Below are 17,407 nucleotides of genomic sequence, written 5' to 3' on the forward strand. Positions count from 1 at the left end.
CTCTATCAGCGCAAAGAATCTCTCTCTATCCCGACCAGCGGGAGGGCACAATCGATCCTTCCACCCCAGAAAAGGTACACAAGTCACGAAGTGACCGCCCCACGCGCAGTGGGCCCGTCCGGCAGGACAGAAGCACGCGCAGCGGGCCCGTCCGGTAGGACCGGTCATTTCCACTCTCCGCCGCGCCTAAATAATCACAAATCCCCCAACAAATCGATCAAATCCCTACAACCTTTTCAGCCACACCAAGGAACCCTGCTCTGTCAATATTTCGCAACAAACGATATATATTCGTGTCTAATCATTTGAGCACTTGACCCGGGAACTCCCAGCCGGGCTGGAACTCGTCCTTGCTCTCCGCGAAGTCCGCCGCACGACGCAACCCCGGATAACCGAAGGCTGAGCAGGAAGGTAGCGCTATGACGTTCACCCGCCTCTTCAGAAACTCACTCGGTGTAGCAACACTAGCCGGCTTCACGCTGGCCATGCCGCTTATGGCCCAAGCTCAAGTCGAACCCTACAACCCCAACGATCAATACGGCTCTCCCGCCGCCCAGCAGGCTCAGCAGGATCCCCAATTCGCGGCCCAGCAGCAGGACAACACCGCGTCGCAGCAGTACGCCCCCCCTCAGCAATATGGCGACCCCAACCAGGGACCTCCACAGCAGTACGGCGATCCCAACCAGGGCGCGCCCCAGCAGTATGGAGCACCTCAGCCCGGACAACCCCAGGGCATCGAGCAGGCCCCACCCCAAATCCCCGACTACGAGCAGCCCCCCGCCCCCGGTGATGGCTATATATGGACCCCCGGCTACTGGGCCTGGACCGCTGATGGCTATCAGTGGGTTCAGGGCGCATGGGTACTCGCTCCCTACTCCGGAGCCCTCTGGACCCCTGGCTACTGGGGTTTCAACGACGGCTACTACTGGAACGCAGGTTACTGGGGTCCCTACGTCGGCTACTACGGCGGCATCAACTACGGCTTCGGCTACTTCGGCATAGGCTTCTACGGCGGATACTGGGGCGGCGGCCGCTTTTACTACAACCGCGCCTACTGCAACATCGGTCGCGGATGGCATGGCGGCAACTTCTACAATCACTCCTATAACGGTTACTCCGGCCGCCCTGGCGGAGCCAGCTTCACTCACGTGAACAACACCGCCTATCACGGCAATAACTTCTCCGGCGCTCGCGGCTCCAGCATCAACGGCCACAGCTTCGCCCAATCCAACGTCGGCCGCGGCAATCCGGCAGGCTTCGGCGACCACAGCATCCACACCGGCTATAGTGGAGCAACCGCCAACAACGGAACCGCCCGCGCCTACAACGGCACCGACGCCAATGCAGGCCGCACCTACAGCAATGCCGGTGCGAACTACAACGCAAGCCGCGCTTACAGCGGTAGCAGCGCGAACTACAACGCAGGCCGAACCTATGCCGGCAACAGCGCCTACAGCGGAGCCTCTCGCGGCTACTCGCAGCCAGCCGCTGCACAGAGTCACGCTAACTACGCCAGCGCTCCCCACGCCTCATACTCCGGTGGAGGTAACTACGGCGGAGGCGGTTCGCATGGCGGAGGCGGCTATAGCGGCGGCGGTGGAGGAGGTGGCTTCCATGGCGGTGGTGGCGGCGGAGGCGGTGGCGGCGGATCACACGGCGGCGGTGGCGGCGGTCATCGCTAAAACCCGAGCCAGCAAACCAAAGAACTGAAAATTTAAAGGGCTGAGGAATCAAATCCTCAGCCCTTTCCTTGGCTTTCATCACCACTCAACAAACCGCCATTTCGACCGAAGCGAACCACAGTCTCATCGTAGTCAGCGCAGTGGAGAAACGCCCGCGCATTTGCCTCTGCTGCTGCCGTTGCCTCTGCTGTTGCTTTTGCCCGTTCCTGCCGTCATCCTGAGCGTAGCGAAGGATCCCGACACACCACCACTCACCCATACCGCTAGAACCCTTTCAACCCACATTCAACCGCTTGAGATTGCTCACCATTTCCCTCTGCTAAGTCCCATCAAAAACCGTGTCAAGCCCCCAAATCATCAAAACCCGCGCCAATCCAGCAGATTCGCGTGGCGTATCAGTTATGCTCCAACCGCTATACTTGATACATAGATCAAAGAAGCCCCGGCCAAAATCGGGGCTTTCGCCATTAAAGCCCGTAACTCCTTTAGAAAGACGATTCTGCAAGTAACCTTTTTAGAATGAATATTTTACGAGGCCACATTCCACGCAAGTAGATGATTATAAATGGGTTACGCGCCGATAATAGGGGGGGGGGGTACCCCATGAAAGGAAACACCGAATGGCCACGCTCAAACAGAATCGTCAACACCCCGCCAGCTCTGCCACCATATGCCCAATCTCCGTTACCGCATCCGGGTGTGCCAGTCCCCGAACTCTCCGGCCCATCTCCGCCAGTCTCCCTGCATCCAGCAAAAGTCCAGACAGGTCGCTTAACAGAAACGCTCCCATCAGGTCGTCCGCTTCCTGCACCCGCAGCTCCGCCGCCCCAACCCGCGCAAAGGCCTCCGCATTCTTCATCTGGTGGTCGTCCGCCGCTCCCGGAAAAGGCACCAGCACCGCCGGCCGTCCCGCCGCTGCCAGCTCCGCAACCGTACTCGCACCACTGCGGCAAAGAATCAGATCCGCATCCGCAAACCTCCTCGGCATATCGTCGAGATACGCCGCTACCTCCCAGCGAGAGGGATCCGCACCGCTCGCCCCATACGCCTCCCCGGTCGACTCCGCCTGCCCCTTCCCAGTCTGGTGCAGAATCCTCAGCCCCGGCACATACTCCAACAGCCGCTTTGCAATCTTCGGCATCACCGAATTGAAGACCCGCGCCCCCTGGCTGCCGCCAAACACAAGCAACCGTCGAGCCGATGCCGGCCCATCCTGGGCAACACTACCTACGAAAGAGATGCGATCCTCCTTCGCATCCGGCATCGGAGCAATCTCAAAAAACTCCTGCCGCACCGGAATCCCAGTTACCCGTGCACCGCGAAAGTACCTCCGGGTCTCCTCGAAGTTCACCGCCGCCGCACTCACGCGTCGCCCTACCAGCCGGTTCGCCAGCCCCGGCACCGCATTCGGCTCAAACGCCAGCGTAGGAACCCGCAACAGAACCGCCGCCATCATCGCCGGCCCCGAAGCATACCCGCCCACCCCCACCACCACATCCGGCTTGAAGCTCCGCGCCAGTTCCAGGCACCGAGCAACGCCAAGCGGCAGATCAGCCACCGTCCGTACCCGCGTCGCTAAACTCACATTCTTCAACTGCCCTACGCGAATCAGCTCCAGAGGAAACCCAGCCTCCGGCACCAGGCGAGTCTCAAGCCCCCGCGCCGTCCCCACAAACCGCACCTCGGCCTCATGCGCATCGCGCAGCTCCCGCGCAATCGCCAGCGCCGGAATCACATGCCCCCCGGTGCCCCCGCCAGCAATCAAAACTCGCAAAGCTTGTCTCACCGAGCTGTACTCCAAGCTAAATTCCGACCGAAGGAAGGACCAATGCCGCTCCTCCCACCCAGAAAAGGTACACAAGTCACGAAGTGACCGCCCCACGCGGAGTGGGCCCGTCCGGCAGGACAAAGGATTTGACTCTCTTCCACCTCAATCGATCTCGCGAGTGATATTCAGCAGCACGCCCATACTGGCCAGCGTAATAAAGATCGATGTCCCCCCCGAGGAGATAAACGGCAGCGGAATCCCCTTGGTCGGCAGCAGCGCCAGCACCACGCTCATATTGAAGAACGCCTGGATCAGAATAGCCGTCGTCAGCCCAAACGCAAGAAACCGCGCAAACGGATCGGTCGACAGAAACGCCGCCCGCAGCCCCCGATACCCCAGCGCCACAAACAGCCCAACCACCAGCAGTGCCCCAATCAACCCCAGCTCCTCACAGATGTTCGCAAAGATAAAGTCCGTCTGAACCTCAGGCAGGTAGAACAGCTTCTGCCGCCCCTCCATCAACCCAAGCCCACGGATCCCACCCGTCCCAACCGCAATCAGCGACTGAAGAATGTGAAACCCAGTCCCGCGAGGATCGGCCTCAGGATTCACAAATGCCAGCATCCGCGCCCGTCGAAACGCCACATGAAACAGCATGAAGTAAAGAACAGGAGCCGCAAACGCCGCACCCACCGCAAAGTACTTCGTCTTAGCCCCAGCCAGATACAGCATCAACGCCGTCACCGACATGCACACCAGCCCCGTCCCCAGGTCCGGCTCCTTCAAGATCAAAGCCGTAAACGCCATCGGCACCGCAACCGCCCGCAGAATCGTTCCCTTCCAGTCGTCCATCTGGTGGATTCGAGTCTGCAGAAAGTAAGCAAGGAACAGCACCAGCACAGGCTTCGCCAACTCCGAAGGCTGAAACGTAAACAGGTTTCCAAACCGAACCCAGCGATGCGTCGCATGCGAGTCCTTCATCGCAAACACGCCTATCAGCATCAGCATCGTCACCGCAACCGCAGGAAACACGACCTTCGGATTGTTATAGGTCCGATAGTCCACCTGCATCAACGCAACCAGCGCAATCAGCCCCAGCACCGCCCAGATCGCCTGCTTCATCACATAAGGATAGGGAGACCCTAGACTCGACTGCGCCATCACCGCCGACGCCGAGAACACCATCACCAGCCCAAACAGCACCAGCAGCAGCACCACTCCGAAGAGCCACTTGTCCACCCCAACTCTCTTCGCCATGCATCACTTCCACTTCTAAATTAATTGATTCACCAACTGCCGAAACACGCGACCGCGATGCTCATAGTTCTCAAACTGGTCGAAGCTCGAACACGCAGGCGACAGCAGCACCACATCGCCCGTCACAGCAGCCTTAGCCGCCTCAGCCACCGCCGTCTCCATCGTTCCCGCTGCCACCATCTTCACGACTCCGTGCAGCTGCCGCTCAATCTTTTCTGCAGCTGAACCAATCGTATAAACAACCTTCACCCTCTCCTTCAGCAACTCGGCCATCAGCCCATAGTCCGAATCCTTATCCTTCCCGCCAAGAATCAGGTGAACACCCTTGCTGAACGAAGCCACAGCCTTCATCGTCGCATCCACATTCGTCGCCTTAGAGTCATTGTAGAACTCAACCCCATTCAGCTTCCGCACCAGCTCCAGCCGGTGCTCCACCGCCGTAAAGCTCGCCACAGAAGCCCGAACACTCTCCGCCGAAACCTTCGCCAAACGAGCCGCACACACCGCAGCCAGCACATTCTCGATGTTGTGCGCACCCTTCAGAGGCACTTCCGAGACCGGCATCACCGGCTCCGTCACCCCGCCCTCCTTCTCCACCCATACAATCACGCCATCCCGCACAAACGCGCCCTTCCGCACGGCCTTGGTCCCACTGAACCAGAACACCTCGCTCTTCGCCCGCGCCGCACACATCTGCGTCACGCGATCATCTCCGTTCAACACCAGCGCGTCCCCAGCACCCTGCCGCTCGAAGATCCTCTCCTTTGCCGCCACATACCTCTCGAAGCTGCCATGCCGATCCAAATGGTCCGGCGTAATATTCAGAATCACGGCAATCCGCGGATGAAACTCCTCCACCGTCTCCAGTTGGAAGCTCGAAACCTCCAACACATTCACCGTCTCAGGCGTACTCTTCGCCACCAGATCAATCACCGGCAGACCGATATTCCCGCCCACCTGCGTCGGCACCCCTGCATCACTCAGGATCTTCCCCACCAGCGTCGTCGTCGTCGTCTTCCCATTCGATCCAGTAATCGCCACCACCTGCCCTTGCAGATAGCGACTCGCAAGTTCCAACTCTCCAATCACCGTCAACCCAAACGCGACGACCTGCTTCACCTCCGGCGTATCCATCGGCACACCCGGCGAGACCACAATCAGATCCTGCCGCCGAAACGTCAGAAGCCCATGTCCACCCGACTCAACCATAATCCCCGCTTCCAGCAACGCAGGAATCTCTTGCGCCAGCGCAACCGCACTACGCGTGTCGCTTACCGTAACCCGCGCCCCCTGCGCACGCAGAAACATCGCCGCCGACAGCCCGGACTTCCCCAACCCCACCACCAACACCCGCTTATTCTTCAAATCCATCATGCCCAACACTCTCATCGCAGCTTCAAAGTAGTCAACGCGAACAAAGCAAACACCAGCGCCAGAATCCAAAATCGCGCAATCACCTTCGACTCCGACCATCCCATCAACTCAAAGTGATGGTGCAGCGGAGCCATCTTGAAGATGCGCTTCCCGTTCCTCAGCTTATAGCTCCCCACCTGCAGCATCACGCTCAACGCCTCAAGAATAAACACCCCGCCAATAAACGGCAGCAGCAACTCCTGCTTAATCACAACCGCCACCGTTCCAATCGCCCCACCCAGAGCAAGGCTCCCAACATCCCCCATAAAGATCTCAGCCGGATGAGCGTTATACCAAAGGAACCCGATACTAGCGCCCACCATCGACCCGCAAAAAACCGTCAGTTCGCTCACCATCGGCATTCGCTGCAGCTCAAGATAATCAGAAAACACCACATGCCCACTGACATAGGTCAGCACCGTCAAGGCTCCAGCCGCAATGATCGTGCACCCAATCGCCAACCCATCCAATCCATCGGTCAGATTCACCGCATTGCTCGCGCCCGCAATCACGATCATCACAAACACAACGAACGGCACAAACACCAGCCAGTGCATATGTGGAATATGCCCCATCCACTCCCACACCAGGTCCGGCCTGAATCGCTTTGCAAACGGCACCATCAGCCGTGTCGAGTAGCCCCCGCGAATCTCCATCACCACCAGCGCAGCCGCGACCAGCCCACTCGCAATAAACTGCAAACCCAACTTCGCCCTCGCCGTCAGGCCTTGATTCTGCCGGTGCACCACCTTGATATAGTCATCCGCAAATCCAATCGCCCCAAACGCAAGCGTAGACAGCATCACCAGCCACACATAGGGATTCGAAAGATCCGACCACATCAACGTCGGCACCAAAATCGAGATGCAGATCAGCACCCCGCCCATCGTCGGTGTCCCACTCTTCTTTTGGTGCGACTGCGGTCCCTCTTCCCGGATGTATTGCCCAATCTGAAACTCGCGCAGCTTCTCGATCACATACGGGCCGATCAGCAACCCGATCAGCAGCGCCGTAAGGCTCGCAAACACAGTACGAAACGTCAGATATCGGAATATGCGAAACAGCCGAAAGTAAGGGAACAGCTTCTGGTACAGCAACCAATAGAGCAAAACGCCTCCGCCTTTACCCGCAGCTAATGCCCGTTTTCGTTGCGAGTCACGGCTATCTTAACAGCACCATCCCCCACATCCTTGGTTTATCTCATCTGTGAACCAACTCGAATGCCCACCGAATCCGAGGTTCTCAGCTCAAAGCCCATGCTCCAGAGCAAAGCAGAGCGCATCCGCCGCCATCGCAAGTTCGAACGCCAGATGTGCATCGTGGTCCGAATCCTCCGCCTGCCGCAGCAACTCCACCGTCACCGGAAAAAGATCCGTCCCCTTGCCGCGCTCTGCGTTCTCGATCTTCTCCAGCCGATGATCCGCCTCCGCAATAAATCTCTCCAGCCACTCCGGCGAAGGCGACGCTACCCTCTGCCGGTGCTTGTCCCTAGCTGCATACAAACCCGCCAGCGACAGATGCTCCGCCGCGCGCAAAACCCCAATCGCCCGCAGCACAAACTTGTTGCCCTCTTCACCCTCGGTCGCCTTGCGGTAGAGCTTCACCCCACGCTCCAGCAGATCCCTCAGATCTTCCCCAGTCCCCTTCTCCATCAACGAGATCACCACCGAAGCCCGCTGCATGTGGTGAAACGCAGTCATAAGCCCATGATCGGTTGCATAGACAAATCCAGAACCCGCAACCTTCTCTGCAGCTTTCTTCGCGGCCTTCGCAGCTTTTTTAGCATGCTTGGCGGCATGTTTTGCCGGGTGTTTTTTCGCGGCATGTTTCATCGCCTTCTTCGCATGCTTCTTCAGCGCCGAATCGGACTCCCTTTTGACCAGCGCATTCCCATTGCTCGACATATCTCTCCACTCCCCTAGGTTCTAGTACCGCAAATCGGTAAACCAAGCTCGTCAAAATCAAGCCCGGCAAATCAGTCAGATGCGTTTAAACCCCAAGCGTCCTACAGCCTTCCGGCAATCGCCGCCAAAGCCTTCTCCAGGCGCACGCCCCGCGAAGCCTTCAACAACACTACGTCGCTCGGACGCACATTCGCAACCAGCCACTCCCCCGCCTCCTCAGGGCTCGTGACAAAAAGCGCCTCCGTACCCGCAGCTCTTGCCGCCTCGACAGTAGCCTCGGCCGCGCCCCGTACTCCAAGCACAAAATCTACCCCCCTCTCCTTCATCCTCGTACCGCACGCTGCGTGCAGCGCAGCCGAATCCGGACCAAGCTCCAGCATCTCCCCCGCAACCACAATATGTCGCTCCGCCGGAATCGCCATCAACGCATCGATCATCGCATTCAGCGCCGTCGGATTGGAGTTATAGCAGTCATTGATCAGCGTCGCCCCCCGCCACTCCAGAACCTCGCCACGTTTGTCTCCTGCCCGCAGTTCACCGACAGCCGCAGCACAATCCCCCAGTCCCATCCCGCTCTGCAGGCCCACTGCAATGGCGGCCAGCGCATTCGGAACATTATGCCGCCCCAACATCTTCAACTGCACACTCGCACGCTGCCCCCTGGCCTCCACCGTAAACACCACGCCCTCGGTACCCACCTCCGCCACGTTCACAGCTCTCACACCCGCACCCTCGCCAAACCCGTAAAACACCGCGCGTTCTCCCAGTCCACGGCCAAACGCCGCCACAAAAGCGTCATCGAAGTTCAAAACCGCGATGCCGTCCGCGGGCAGTGCCTCAATCAACTCATACTTCGCCCGTGCGATTCCAATTAGTCCCTCCGGAAAGAACTCGAGATGCACCGGCCCCACGTTCGACACCACCGCCCAATCGGGCTCCGCAATCCTCGACAGCGCGGCAATCTCCCCCGCGTGGTTCATTCCCATCTCGATCACCGCAACCTCATGCTCCCGCTCCAACTTCAGAAGCTGCAACGGTAGCCCAAACGCGTTGTTCAGGTTGCCTGCCGACTTCAGCACCTTGAATTTCGCGCCTAAAACCTGCGCCACGGCTTCCTTGGTCGTCGTCTTTCCGGCCGACCCGGTTACGCCGATCACCCTCCCGCCCCACTCTCGCCGCACCGCATGAGCCAGTTGCTGCAGCGCCATCAACACACAGTCATCGCACGCTGCCACCCGCAACAACCGCCTTTCATCCACCTCAGCCGGCACGACCCATCGATTACTCACTACCGCAGCGACCGCCCCATTCGCAAGCGCGGCCTCTACATAGTCATGTCCATCCAGTCTCTCGCCGCGAACGGCGAAAAAAAGTTCCCCTGCGCCGATGGTCCGCGAATCAATCCCATAGCCTTCCGCCTCGGCCGACGTATCGAACTCGCCATCGGCATGAATCCAGTCAGCAATCTTCCCCAAGGTCAGCTTCACGCTATCTCCCTCAAAACTTCAGCAGCTACTGCCACATCATCAAACGGCACCGTCCCATCTCGCAGGATCTGCACCTTCTCATGGCCCTTTCCAGCGATCAGAACAATGTCTCCAACCTTGGCCGCGCGAATCGCAATCTCGATCGCCGCAGCTCGATCCTGCTCTACTATGCACCTAGCCGTCGTCTCCCGCACCCCCACCAGAGCCTCGTTGATAATTGTCATCGGATCTTCACTTCGAGGATTGTCGCTCGTAAGCACCACAAGGTCGCTTCCCTCGCCCGCCGCCCTGCCCATCCGCGGGCGCTTCGTCTTATCCCGATCGCCGCCACAGCCAAATAAAGTGATCACCCTGGCCCCGCGCTCCGCCACCAACTCCCTCGCCAGCGAGATCAAGTTCCGCAAAGCATCGTCCGTGTGCGCGTAGTCCACCACCACAGTAAAGCCGAGTTGATTCGCGATGGTCTCAAAGCGTCCCGGAACAGGCATCAACTTACCAGCAGCTTCCGCAATTTGCTCCAAACTCAAACCCCGAGCCAAGGCAGCACAAGATGCTGCTAGCAGGTTGTACACATTCACTCGCCCGGTCAGGGAAGATCTCATCTCCACTGTCCCCATTGGCGTCTTCCAATCAAAAGACGTTTCACCTGCTTGCAGGGTCACATTCTCCGCGCGAAACTCTGGAACCCCACCGTAGTTTTTCTTGAACCCGTAAGTCCAAAGTTCGCTGCATCCTATAGCTGCTTTCTCAATCAAGCCGCCATATTCATCATCATGATTTACAACAGCTATCCTCGGAGGAGTCGACCCAACTCCTTCGAACAGTCGCGCCTTCGCCGCAAAGTACTTCTCCATCGTCCCGTGATAGTCCAGATGATCCTGTGTCAGATTCGTAAACATCGCCACATCCACCGGCAGCCCCCAGACACGCTCCTGCTCCAGCGCATGGGATGACATCTCCATAACGGCCTCCGTAGCTCCCGCCTTCACACCATCCGCAAAGATCTCCAGAACATCCCGCGACTCTGGCGTCGTATGCGGAGAAACCCGCACCTCATCTCCAACATGTGTCTCAATTGTCCCGATCAACACACACGTCCGTCCCACACTACGCAGCATCGCCTCCAGCAAGAATGCCGTAGTCGTCTTTCCGTTCGTCCCGGTCACTGCGCTCAAAGCAAGATCACGTTCCGGATGCCCCATGACCGCAGCGCTTACCTCTGCCAGCGCCCGCCTCCCCCGCTCCACCAACGCCGCGCCAACGCCCACATGCTCATGGCGCAGCTTCTCATAAGCCTCGCGAGAGTCCGTCACCACCGCCGTCGCCCCCTTCGCGACAGCCGCCTCTATATAGCGATTTCCATCCGTCGCCTCACCCCGCATCGCGACAAACACATGCCCGCTCTTCACCCGCCGAGAGTCATATTCCACCCCCGAAACCTCGACGGAAGTGCAATACCGATCCATGGCGCTCAAGCCCTCGCAAACTGTCTGCCAGTTCACCGTCTCACAACTCATAGAGCGATGCTAGCCGAGATTCCGAATATCTCCCAGCACCTGACCATCATCGACTGAACCGCACCACGATCTCAGTTCCTGCCGGTACCATCGTCCCCGCCGCCGGAGCCTGCTCTCTAGCCAACCCACTTCCCACGGCCTGCACCCGCAAACCCACGGAATCCGCACGTTCCACCACCCCCCGCAGCCCCGACCCTTCAAACGAGGGCACAGGCACACGTAGTCCCGCATCCACGACAACCGCGCCCTTCTCGTTTGCATCAACAGCAGGACGAGCCTTCTGCGCTGACAGTGGCGCAGACGCAGGAGACACAGAACCGCTCCCATCCCCTGAATGGAACGCCGCCAGAACCTTCACCGGCAGCATGTTCAAAATCTCAGCTGTCTTACCCTGCGCCTTTTGCGTCACAGCTACCGGAGTCTTATTCACCGCAACCTCGGCAGCCGCGGCGGCCGCCGGGGTGCGCAGCGGATCATCCGCCGGTAAGCTGTTCACATCATCGAACATCGCATTCAGATCTGCTGTGTTTTCGCTCGGCGCATCCCCCTCCGCGTCCGCCTTTGCCGCAACAATCAGTTCTTTTTGGGTCTTCAACGGCTGATCATGCGGTACACCCAGATACTCCAGCACCTGCTGCGCCACATCCGCAAACACTGGCGCACTCGCTGCTCCTCCGTAGTGCGCTGCTTCACCACCAGCTGTCGGCGTATCGATTACCACAGCGATCGAGATCGCCGGATTACTCACTGGCGCAAATCCCGCAAAGCTCGCTACGAGCTTCGTATGAGAGTATGTGTGCGTCGCCACATCTATCTTCTGTGCGGTCCCAGTCTTGCCCGCAGAGCTGTAACCGTTCAACGCAGCCAGTTTGCCCGTCCCCTCGGTCACGATGCCCTGCATCATCATCCGCATCTTCGCGGAGGTCATCTCTGAGATCACCCGATGAGCCCCATCCGGCAGTGTGGCCGGCAACTGATTTGATGGCCGAAATGCTGCGGGCTTCAATCTTGCGTCCCCCTTCATCTCATCAGTCGACTGCAATAGTACATGCGGCGGCATGTAGACCCCGCCATTCGCGAGCGCACTCACCATCGTCACCAGCTGTACCGGCGTTACGCCAACCTCTTGCCCGATCGCCATCGACAGGATGCTCGTCGATCCCCACTTCTTCGGTGACCGCAGCAGCCCTCGGGTCTCGCTGGGCAATTCGATCCCTGACCGGTCGCCAAAACCAAATCCGCGCATATATCCATAGAACTTGTTCGGCCCCAGCTTCAACGCCATCTTCGCCGCACCTACGTCGCTCGAGTGCTCCAGCGCATACTGCACCGTCACCACGCCGAAGTGGTCGCTGTGATCGTCATGCAGCGTGCGGCCATACATCGTCATCGCCCCGTTCTGGCAGTCCACCAGGTCCGTCGGCTGCACACCTGCGCCATCGAGCGCCGCCGAATACGTCACTAGCTTGAACGTAGACCCCGGCTCATACACATCACTCACAGCCAGGTTTTGCAGCACACTCGCGTCCATGTGCCTCTGGTCGTTCGGATTAAATCGAGGTGAAATCGCCAGCGCAAGAATCTGCCCAGTATGCGGATCCTGCACCACCACCGTCCCGTGCAGCGCCTTTGTCTTGAGCATCTGTGCATCCAGCGCCCGTTCCGCCATGTACTGAATATTTGCGTCGATCGAGAGCACAAGATTTTCACCCGGCATCGGCTGACTCTCTTCACTGCCCAACACGTGCCGCCGTGCATCGAGCGCAGTCAGCATATGACCGGGCTCACCATGCATATCTTCATCGAACTGTCGCTCCAGCCCGCCCAGCCCTACATCATCCGTACCCACATACCCCAACACCTGCGCGGCTAAATCATTGTTCGGATAAAACCGCTTGAACTCCTTCTGAAAATAGACGCCTTTCAAATTCAGCTCGCGCAGACGATCAGCAATACCAGGATCAACCTTCCGTGCAACCCAGGCAAAGTTCCTCGAGGCGTTGAACCGAGCCAGCATCTGCTGCTGCGATGTAAAGTTGTCCCTCGGATCCGCATGCACAATCTCAGCCAGTATCTCCGCCGCACTCGCACGATTATCCCCCAGCTCCGACGGCACCGCATAGACGCTATCCACCTGCACCGTCACCGCAAGCTCCCGCAGATTACGGTCATACAGCATCCCCCGCCGTGGAGCCACTTCGAACGTCCTCTGCTGCTGCAGCGCCGCACGATGCACAAAGTCCGAGTGGCGCACCACCTGCAACCAGCCCAGACGTACCGCGATCAAAACCGTCCAGGCGCAAAAAAACAGCGCCACATAGGCGAAACGGATCCTCCGTATCGGAGCGGTCAACGTCTGCCGTGGCGCCTTGTTCATCTCATCCCTGCTTTATCGTTAGTGTACTTCCCGGTCCTCTTCGTCAGACATTCTCTGCAAAGTCGAACACCCTCTGCCGACGACCCGACGATCCACTACTGAGCCATCTGCATCGCCGGAGCGCTCGCCTGCGCCAGCGCCGGGGCATTCGGATCTCCGCCGCCCTCCGGCCGCACTACCTGGCCCGGCTGGGGCTCGCCCAGACCAAGCTGTTTTGCAATCCGATCGATCCGGCCAGGATCGGTCAGTTGCGCCTCGGACAAGCGAAGCTGCCGATTCTCCTCCCGCAACTGCTCCACCTGCGCCTTCTGCGCCTCAACGTGATACCCAATCTCAATCGCAGAAAAGTGCTGCCACACATAGACCATCACCAGCACAAACAACACGCTCATTACTGCGGTAAACGTGCGCATCTCGCGACGCCGTTCCGGATCGTCCGCCTTCACAATGCGGCTGTTGTCGATGTGCTTGGTAAAGAAGACCTCTGGCGTCGGTCCACGCCGCGCGCGCCGTTGCGCCTCATAGAGCTCACGATTCCGCGCCGTCAGCGACTCCGCACGGCTCTGCGCCCGCGAACCCAACATCTCTAGCTGTTGTCCTGCCATCGCCGAAGCTGCCATGGTGCACCTCTCTAAAACTCGCCTCTGAATCTCTATCTCTCAATCAAACCTTGCCACTCTCCTTAACGTACGAACCGGGCCGGGATCGCTATGGAGGAAGGGACTTTGTGTTGCAGAGTTGTCTTTCGCCTGAAAGAAGGTGGGACAACCCCGGCCCGATCACTTGTCTTCTCTATCTATAGACTGCACCATTTTTAGTGCAATAGAGAATCTTGTACCTAAATTTTTTCGGCCGCCCTCAACTTCGCACTACGCGACCGCGGATTTCTCATCTGTTCCTGTTCAGCCGCCACAACCGGCTTCTTCGTTAAGACCTCAAATACCTTCGCGTCCTTTGCCGCCTTGAACGCATCCTTCACCAGCCGATCCTCCAACGAGTGAAAGCTGATCAGCACCAGCCTTCCCCCCGGCTTCAACAGAGACCCCGCGCTCTTCAGCAGCGATTGAATCTCTCCCAACTCGTTATTCACTCGAATCCGAAGTGCCTGAAAGGTTCTAGTAGCCGGATGAATCTTCTCGCTTTTCATTGGTGGGGCCTCGGCCGATACGATTCGAGCCAATTCTGCTGTAGTCGTAATCGGCCGGGCCCTAACAATGGCTCTGGCGATTCTCCGCGACCTCCTTTCCTCTCCGAATTCGTAAATCAGGTCGGCGAGTTCGTTTTCGTCTTCCTGATTTACCACTTGCTCGGCCGTCTCTCCGCTGCGCGTATCCATCCGCATATCAAGCGGGCCATCGGTCCGAAAACTAAATCCTCTGTGCGCCTCGTCCAGCTGCAGGCTGCTCACGCCAAAATCGGCAAGCAATCCATCCAGGCTTCCCGGCTCGATCACTCCCGAGGCCTCCGAAAACGCCCTCGGCTCAAACACCACCTCCGGCATCTCGTCTCCAAGCTCGACCCGTAAATCTTCTAGCCTTGCCTTGGCCTTCTCCATCGCCTCCGGGTCACGGTCAAAGCCAATCAACCTGCCTCTGCCGCCCAGCCTCTTCGCAATCTCCAAAGAGTGCCCCGCCAGACCCAGCGTCGCGTCAACCACCACGCCGCCCGGCCGCACATTCAAGTACTCCAGAACTTCTTCTAAAAGAACCGGCACATGTTGCGGACTCTTCATATCAACCCGCCTTCCGTGCTGCCCCTGGGGGCCACCTTGCAACCTTTAAGCAACAACCTTTGTCTTCTCTGCGAACGCCATCAGATCCGCGTCCGTCAGCTCAACCGCGCCACTGGCCTTCTTCATCTCCGCGTCGAACATCTCCGCATTCACAACCTCAAGCAGCGTCTGCGACCCCAGAACATTCACCTCGCCTGTCACCTTCGCCAACTCCCGCAGCTTCTGCGGAATCAGCACCCGGCCCTGCGCATCCATCTCCGCCATCTGCCCGTAAAAGTTCGTTACATCCTGAAACTTCTTCCGTACCGGATCCATTGGGGACATCTTCGACAGCGACGCTTCAATCTGCTCCCACTCCTTCAGCGGGTAAACCTGCGCCCGCCTCCCATCCATGCTCGTTATGTAGAACTGGGGGCCATACAGCTCATCCACACGGCGCTTGAACTCGGCAGGCAGCTTCAATCTGCCCTTCTCGTCCACGCGGGTTGGGTGATTTCCCCGAAACATAACGACCTCGATACCTCTCCCGGCTCATCTTTGGTTCAAACCAGCTCCGCATCGTAGAATCTTGTTGTCAAGGAACCTAGTTTGGTCCACGAAACTCCAAAATCTTCTACTTCGCTCCACCAGCATCGCCGAGGTATCTAGCCCTGTAAAGGACTAATTTGTGCAACTTCTGTGTATTTCCCATATTGGAATGTGGAAAACTCAGCTACTTGTGTATACCGAAGAGGTAACCGCTAGCTGTAGTGTTGGCTCGGTTGATTCATACCAACTCTGTTACTTGCAGAGCGCGAATCCATCTGGTAAGCGAAATAAAAGCGAAAACGCTAGCTCCCACTTAGCAACTTCTTCCGCCGAAGCAGCCACACCAGGTACGCAAGCACTGCCAGATTGATGAGCAACAGGCTCAGGCGAAACCAGTCGGGCCTTCGAACCAGCTCATACAGCTCCCAAGGTAAAAAAGAGATCGTCAGGATCAGCGTCAGATACTCGGCCCACACCTTCTCCAGAAGCAGTCCAATCCCCTCTGTTAGAGCCAGCGCGGAGTAGCCAAACGTCGCGACACTGATCTGTCGCATCCGATGAGCATCGATAAGGTCAGCCTTGTGCAGCAACAAAGCAACCAGCCGGCTCTCAGGGTCAAATCTCAGCTTCAGCGCCAGCCGCGTCACCTCATCGCCGATATCTTTATGCAGCAGATGAATCGCGCCCGCACCGATACAGAAGAAGAAGATCGCCTTCGCCAGCTTGAAAAGCCCGATCAGCATCAACCCACGATCATGCACTCCGGTCGCGTGATGCCCGTGCTCCGGTGCCTGTATCGACTCGCTCCTGCTGATCGGTTCTTTCAACATCATCAGACCTTCAGTTGACGAGGACGCGATGAAATTGTCAACGCCACCTTCGTGTCACGCATCTTCACCCCATCAACATCTTCCCCTCAACTGTTACGCGCACCCATTAGACCTCCTAACGCCGCCTCCTGAAAGGACATCTCACGAGCATGATTGGAACGAGACCAATCCAGTCTCAGCAAGCGCACGTAGATGCTTATGAGTGCCCTTGCAGGGAACCAACTTCTAAGAATCAAGAACGATACAAGAACGATACAAGAACGATAAAGGATAACGACAATGAAGAAGACCTTCCTCGCGACCTTGGCAGTTGCTGCCTTGGCCATCACCTCCCTCAGCGCCCACGCCCAGAAGGATCCCGAAGTCGGCGGCGCTGCGATGTACCCCACTAAAACCATCGTCGAGAACGCAGTCAACTCGCCGATCCACAAGACCCTCGTCGCTGCCGTCAAGGCAGGTGGCCTGGTCGACACACTCAACAGCCCCGGACCCTTCACCGTCTTCGCCCCAACCGATGACGCCTTCGCCAAACTCCCCGCCGGCACCGTCGACACTCTCGTCAAGCCAGAGAGCAAGGACACCCTCGATAAGATCCTCACCTACCACGTCGTAGCCGGCAAGATCAGCTCTAAGGAACTCGAGAAGATGATCAAAAAGGGCGGCGGCAAAGCCACCCTTAAGACCGTCCAGGGTGAAGATCTCACCGCCAGCATGTCCGGCGGCAACATCATTCTGACCGATGCCAAGGGCGGCACGGCCACCGTCACCACCGCCGATGTCTTCCAGTCGAACGGTGTCATCCACGTCATCGACACCGTCCTCATGCCCAACTAGTGTCTTCCTCCAGCAGTTCCCTTGGGGCGCCTCATAACGAGGCGCCCTTTTTCTCACCCCATGAAAAACACTCTTTGC

14 protein-coding genes are annotated in these 17,407 nt (G+C 58.3%); 2 read left to right on the forward strand and 12 right to left on the reverse strand.

The features are described from left to right. Positions 1 to 419: 419 nt before the first annotated feature. On the forward strand, positions 420 to 1,682 hold the full coding sequence (locus RBB75_RS02030) for a YXWGXW repeat-containing protein (RefSeq protein WP_306459703.1): 1,263 nt from the start codon (positions 420 to 422) through the stop codon (positions 1,680 to 1,682). Between the two features lie 643 nt (positions 1,683 to 2,325). Here the strand turns inward: RBB75_RS02030 and murG are convergent. From murG to RBB75_RS02090, 12 genes are all read right to left on the reverse strand, one after another. Next, positions 2,326 to 3,468, reverse strand: a complete 1,143-nt coding sequence (murG, locus tag RBB75_RS02035; RefSeq protein WP_353069362.1) for an undecaprenyldiphospho-muramoylpentapeptide beta-N-acetylglucosaminyltransferase — start codon at positions 3,466 to 3,468, stop codon at positions 2,326 to 2,328. 144 nt (positions 3,469 to 3,612) lie between these two features. Further along, a complete protein-coding gene (gene ftsW, locus RBB75_RS02040; protein ID WP_179639125.1) occupies positions 3,613 to 4,707 on the reverse strand; it encodes a putative lipid II flippase FtsW in 1,095 nt (364 codons plus the stop codon). Between the two features lie 15 nt (positions 4,708 to 4,722). After that, a complete protein-coding gene (murD, locus tag RBB75_RS02045) occupies positions 4,723 to 6,078 on the reverse strand; it encodes a UDP-N-acetylmuramoyl-L-alanine--D-glutamate ligase (protein WP_179639927.1) in 1,356 nt (451 codons plus the stop codon). 14 nt (positions 6,079 to 6,092) lie between these two features. Further along, positions 6,093 to 7,229 (reverse strand): phospho-N-acetylmuramoyl-pentapeptide-transferase, encoded by a 1,137-nt coding sequence (mraY, locus tag RBB75_RS02050; protein WP_179639126.1) that lies wholly within the window; start codon positions 7,227 to 7,229, stop codon positions 6,093 to 6,095. A 138-nt stretch (positions 7,230 to 7,367) separates the two neighbouring features. Further along, positions 7,368 to 8,024, reverse strand: coding sequence for a hypothetical protein (locus tag RBB75_RS02055; protein WP_179639127.1), 657 nt, complete (start codon positions 8,022 to 8,024; stop codon positions 7,368 to 7,370). A gap of 101 nt (positions 8,025 to 8,125) precedes the next feature. Next, on the reverse strand, positions 8,126 to 9,511 hold the full coding sequence (locus RBB75_RS02060) for a UDP-N-acetylmuramoyl-tripeptide--D-alanyl-D-alanine ligase (protein WP_179639128.1): 1,386 nt from the start codon (positions 9,509 to 9,511) through the stop codon (positions 8,126 to 8,128). Next, positions 9,508 to 10,977 carry a UDP-N-acetylmuramoyl-L-alanyl-D-glutamate--2,6-diaminopimelate ligase gene (locus RBB75_RS02065; RefSeq protein ID WP_179639928.1) on the reverse strand — a complete coding sequence of 490 codons (1,470 nt, stop codon included), beginning with the start codon at positions 10,975 to 10,977 and terminating at the stop codon, positions 9,508 to 9,510. Before RBB75_RS02065 ends, RBB75_RS02060 begins: the two co-directional genes overlap by 4 nt. Before the next feature lie 97 nt (positions 10,978 to 11,074). Next, on the reverse strand, positions 11,075 to 13,405 hold the full coding sequence (locus tag RBB75_RS02070; protein ID WP_179639129.1) for a penicillin-binding protein: 2,331 nt from the start codon (positions 13,403 to 13,405) through the stop codon (positions 11,075 to 11,077). Positions 13,406 to 13,500: 95 nt separating this feature from the next. Beyond that, positions 13,501 to 14,025 (reverse strand): cell division protein FtsL, encoded by a 525-nt coding sequence (gene ftsL, locus RBB75_RS02075; RefSeq protein ID WP_179639130.1) that lies wholly within the window; start codon positions 14,023 to 14,025, stop codon positions 13,501 to 13,503. A 218-nt stretch (positions 14,026 to 14,243) separates the two neighbouring features. Further along, the gene (rsmH, locus tag RBB75_RS02080) at positions 14,244 to 15,137 is read right to left on the reverse strand and encodes a 16S rRNA (cytosine(1402)-N(4))-methyltransferase RsmH (RefSeq protein WP_179639131.1); all 894 of its coding nucleotides are present in this window, start codon (positions 15,135 to 15,137) and stop codon (positions 14,244 to 14,246) included. A 45-nt stretch (positions 15,138 to 15,182) separates the two neighbouring features. Beyond that, positions 15,183 to 15,644 (reverse strand): division/cell wall cluster transcriptional repressor MraZ, encoded by a 462-nt coding sequence (locus RBB75_RS02085; RefSeq protein WP_179639132.1) that lies wholly within the window; start codon positions 15,642 to 15,644, stop codon positions 15,183 to 15,185. A 323-nt stretch (positions 15,645 to 15,967) separates the two neighbouring features. Next, a complete protein-coding gene (locus RBB75_RS02090; protein WP_257031116.1) occupies positions 15,968 to 16,498 on the reverse strand; it encodes a DUF2127 domain-containing protein in 531 nt (176 codons plus the stop codon). 276 nt (positions 16,499 to 16,774) lie between these two features. On the opposite strand from RBB75_RS02090, the gene RBB75_RS02095 reads away from it, so the two are divergent. Further along, positions 16,775 to 17,329, forward strand: coding sequence for a fasciclin domain-containing protein (locus tag RBB75_RS02095; RefSeq protein ID WP_179639133.1), 555 nt, complete (start codon positions 16,775 to 16,777; stop codon positions 17,327 to 17,329). Positions 17,330 to 17,407 lie beyond the last annotated feature (78 nt).

The sequence above is a fragment of the Tunturibacter empetritectus genome (assembly GCF_040358985.1).
In the GTDB taxonomy this organism is placed as follows: Bacteria; Acidobacteriota; Terriglobia; order Terriglobales; family Acidobacteriaceae; genus Edaphobacter; species Edaphobacter empetritectus.

Coding starts and splice junctions, on each gene's coding strand:
- RBB75_RS02030 (WP_306459703.1), top strand. CDS start 420: ATGACGTTCACCCGCCTCTTCAGAAACTCACTCGGTGTAGCAACACTA.
- ftsW (WP_179639125.1), bottom strand. CDS start 4,707: ATGGCGAAGAGAGTTGGGGTGGACAAGTGGCTCTTCGGAGTGGTGCTG.
- murD (WP_179639927.1), bottom strand. CDS start 6,078: ATGGATTTGAAGAATAAGCGGGTGTTGGTGGTGGGGTTGGGGAAGTCC.
- RBB75_RS02055 (WP_179639127.1), bottom strand. CDS start 8,024: ATGTCGAGCAATGGGAATGCGCTGGTCAAAAGGGAGTCCGATTCGGCG.
- RBB75_RS02065 (WP_179639928.1), bottom strand. CDS start 10,977: ATGGATCGGTATTGCACTTCCGTCGAGGTTTCGGGGGTGGAATATGAC.
- RBB75_RS02070 (WP_179639129.1), bottom strand. CDS start 13,405: ATGAACAAGGCGCCACGGCAGACGTTGACCGCTCCGATACGGAGGATC.
- ftsL (WP_179639130.1), bottom strand. CDS start 14,025: ATGGCAGCTTCGGCGATGGCAGGACAACAGCTAGAGATGTTGGGTTCG.
- rsmH (WP_179639131.1), bottom strand. CDS start 15,137: ATGAAGAGTCCGCAACATGTGCCGGTTCTTTTAGAAGAAGTTCTGGAG.
- RBB75_RS02085 (WP_179639132.1), bottom strand. CDS start 15,644: ATGTTTCGGGGAAATCACCCAACCCGCGTGGACGAGAAGGGCAGATTG.
- RBB75_RS02090 (WP_257031116.1), bottom strand. CDS start 16,498: ATGATGTTGAAAGAACCGATCAGCAGGAGCGAGTCGATACAGGCACCG.
- RBB75_RS02095 (WP_179639133.1), top strand. CDS start 16,775: ATGAAGAAGACCTTCCTCGCGACCTTGGCAGTTGCTGCCTTGGCCATC.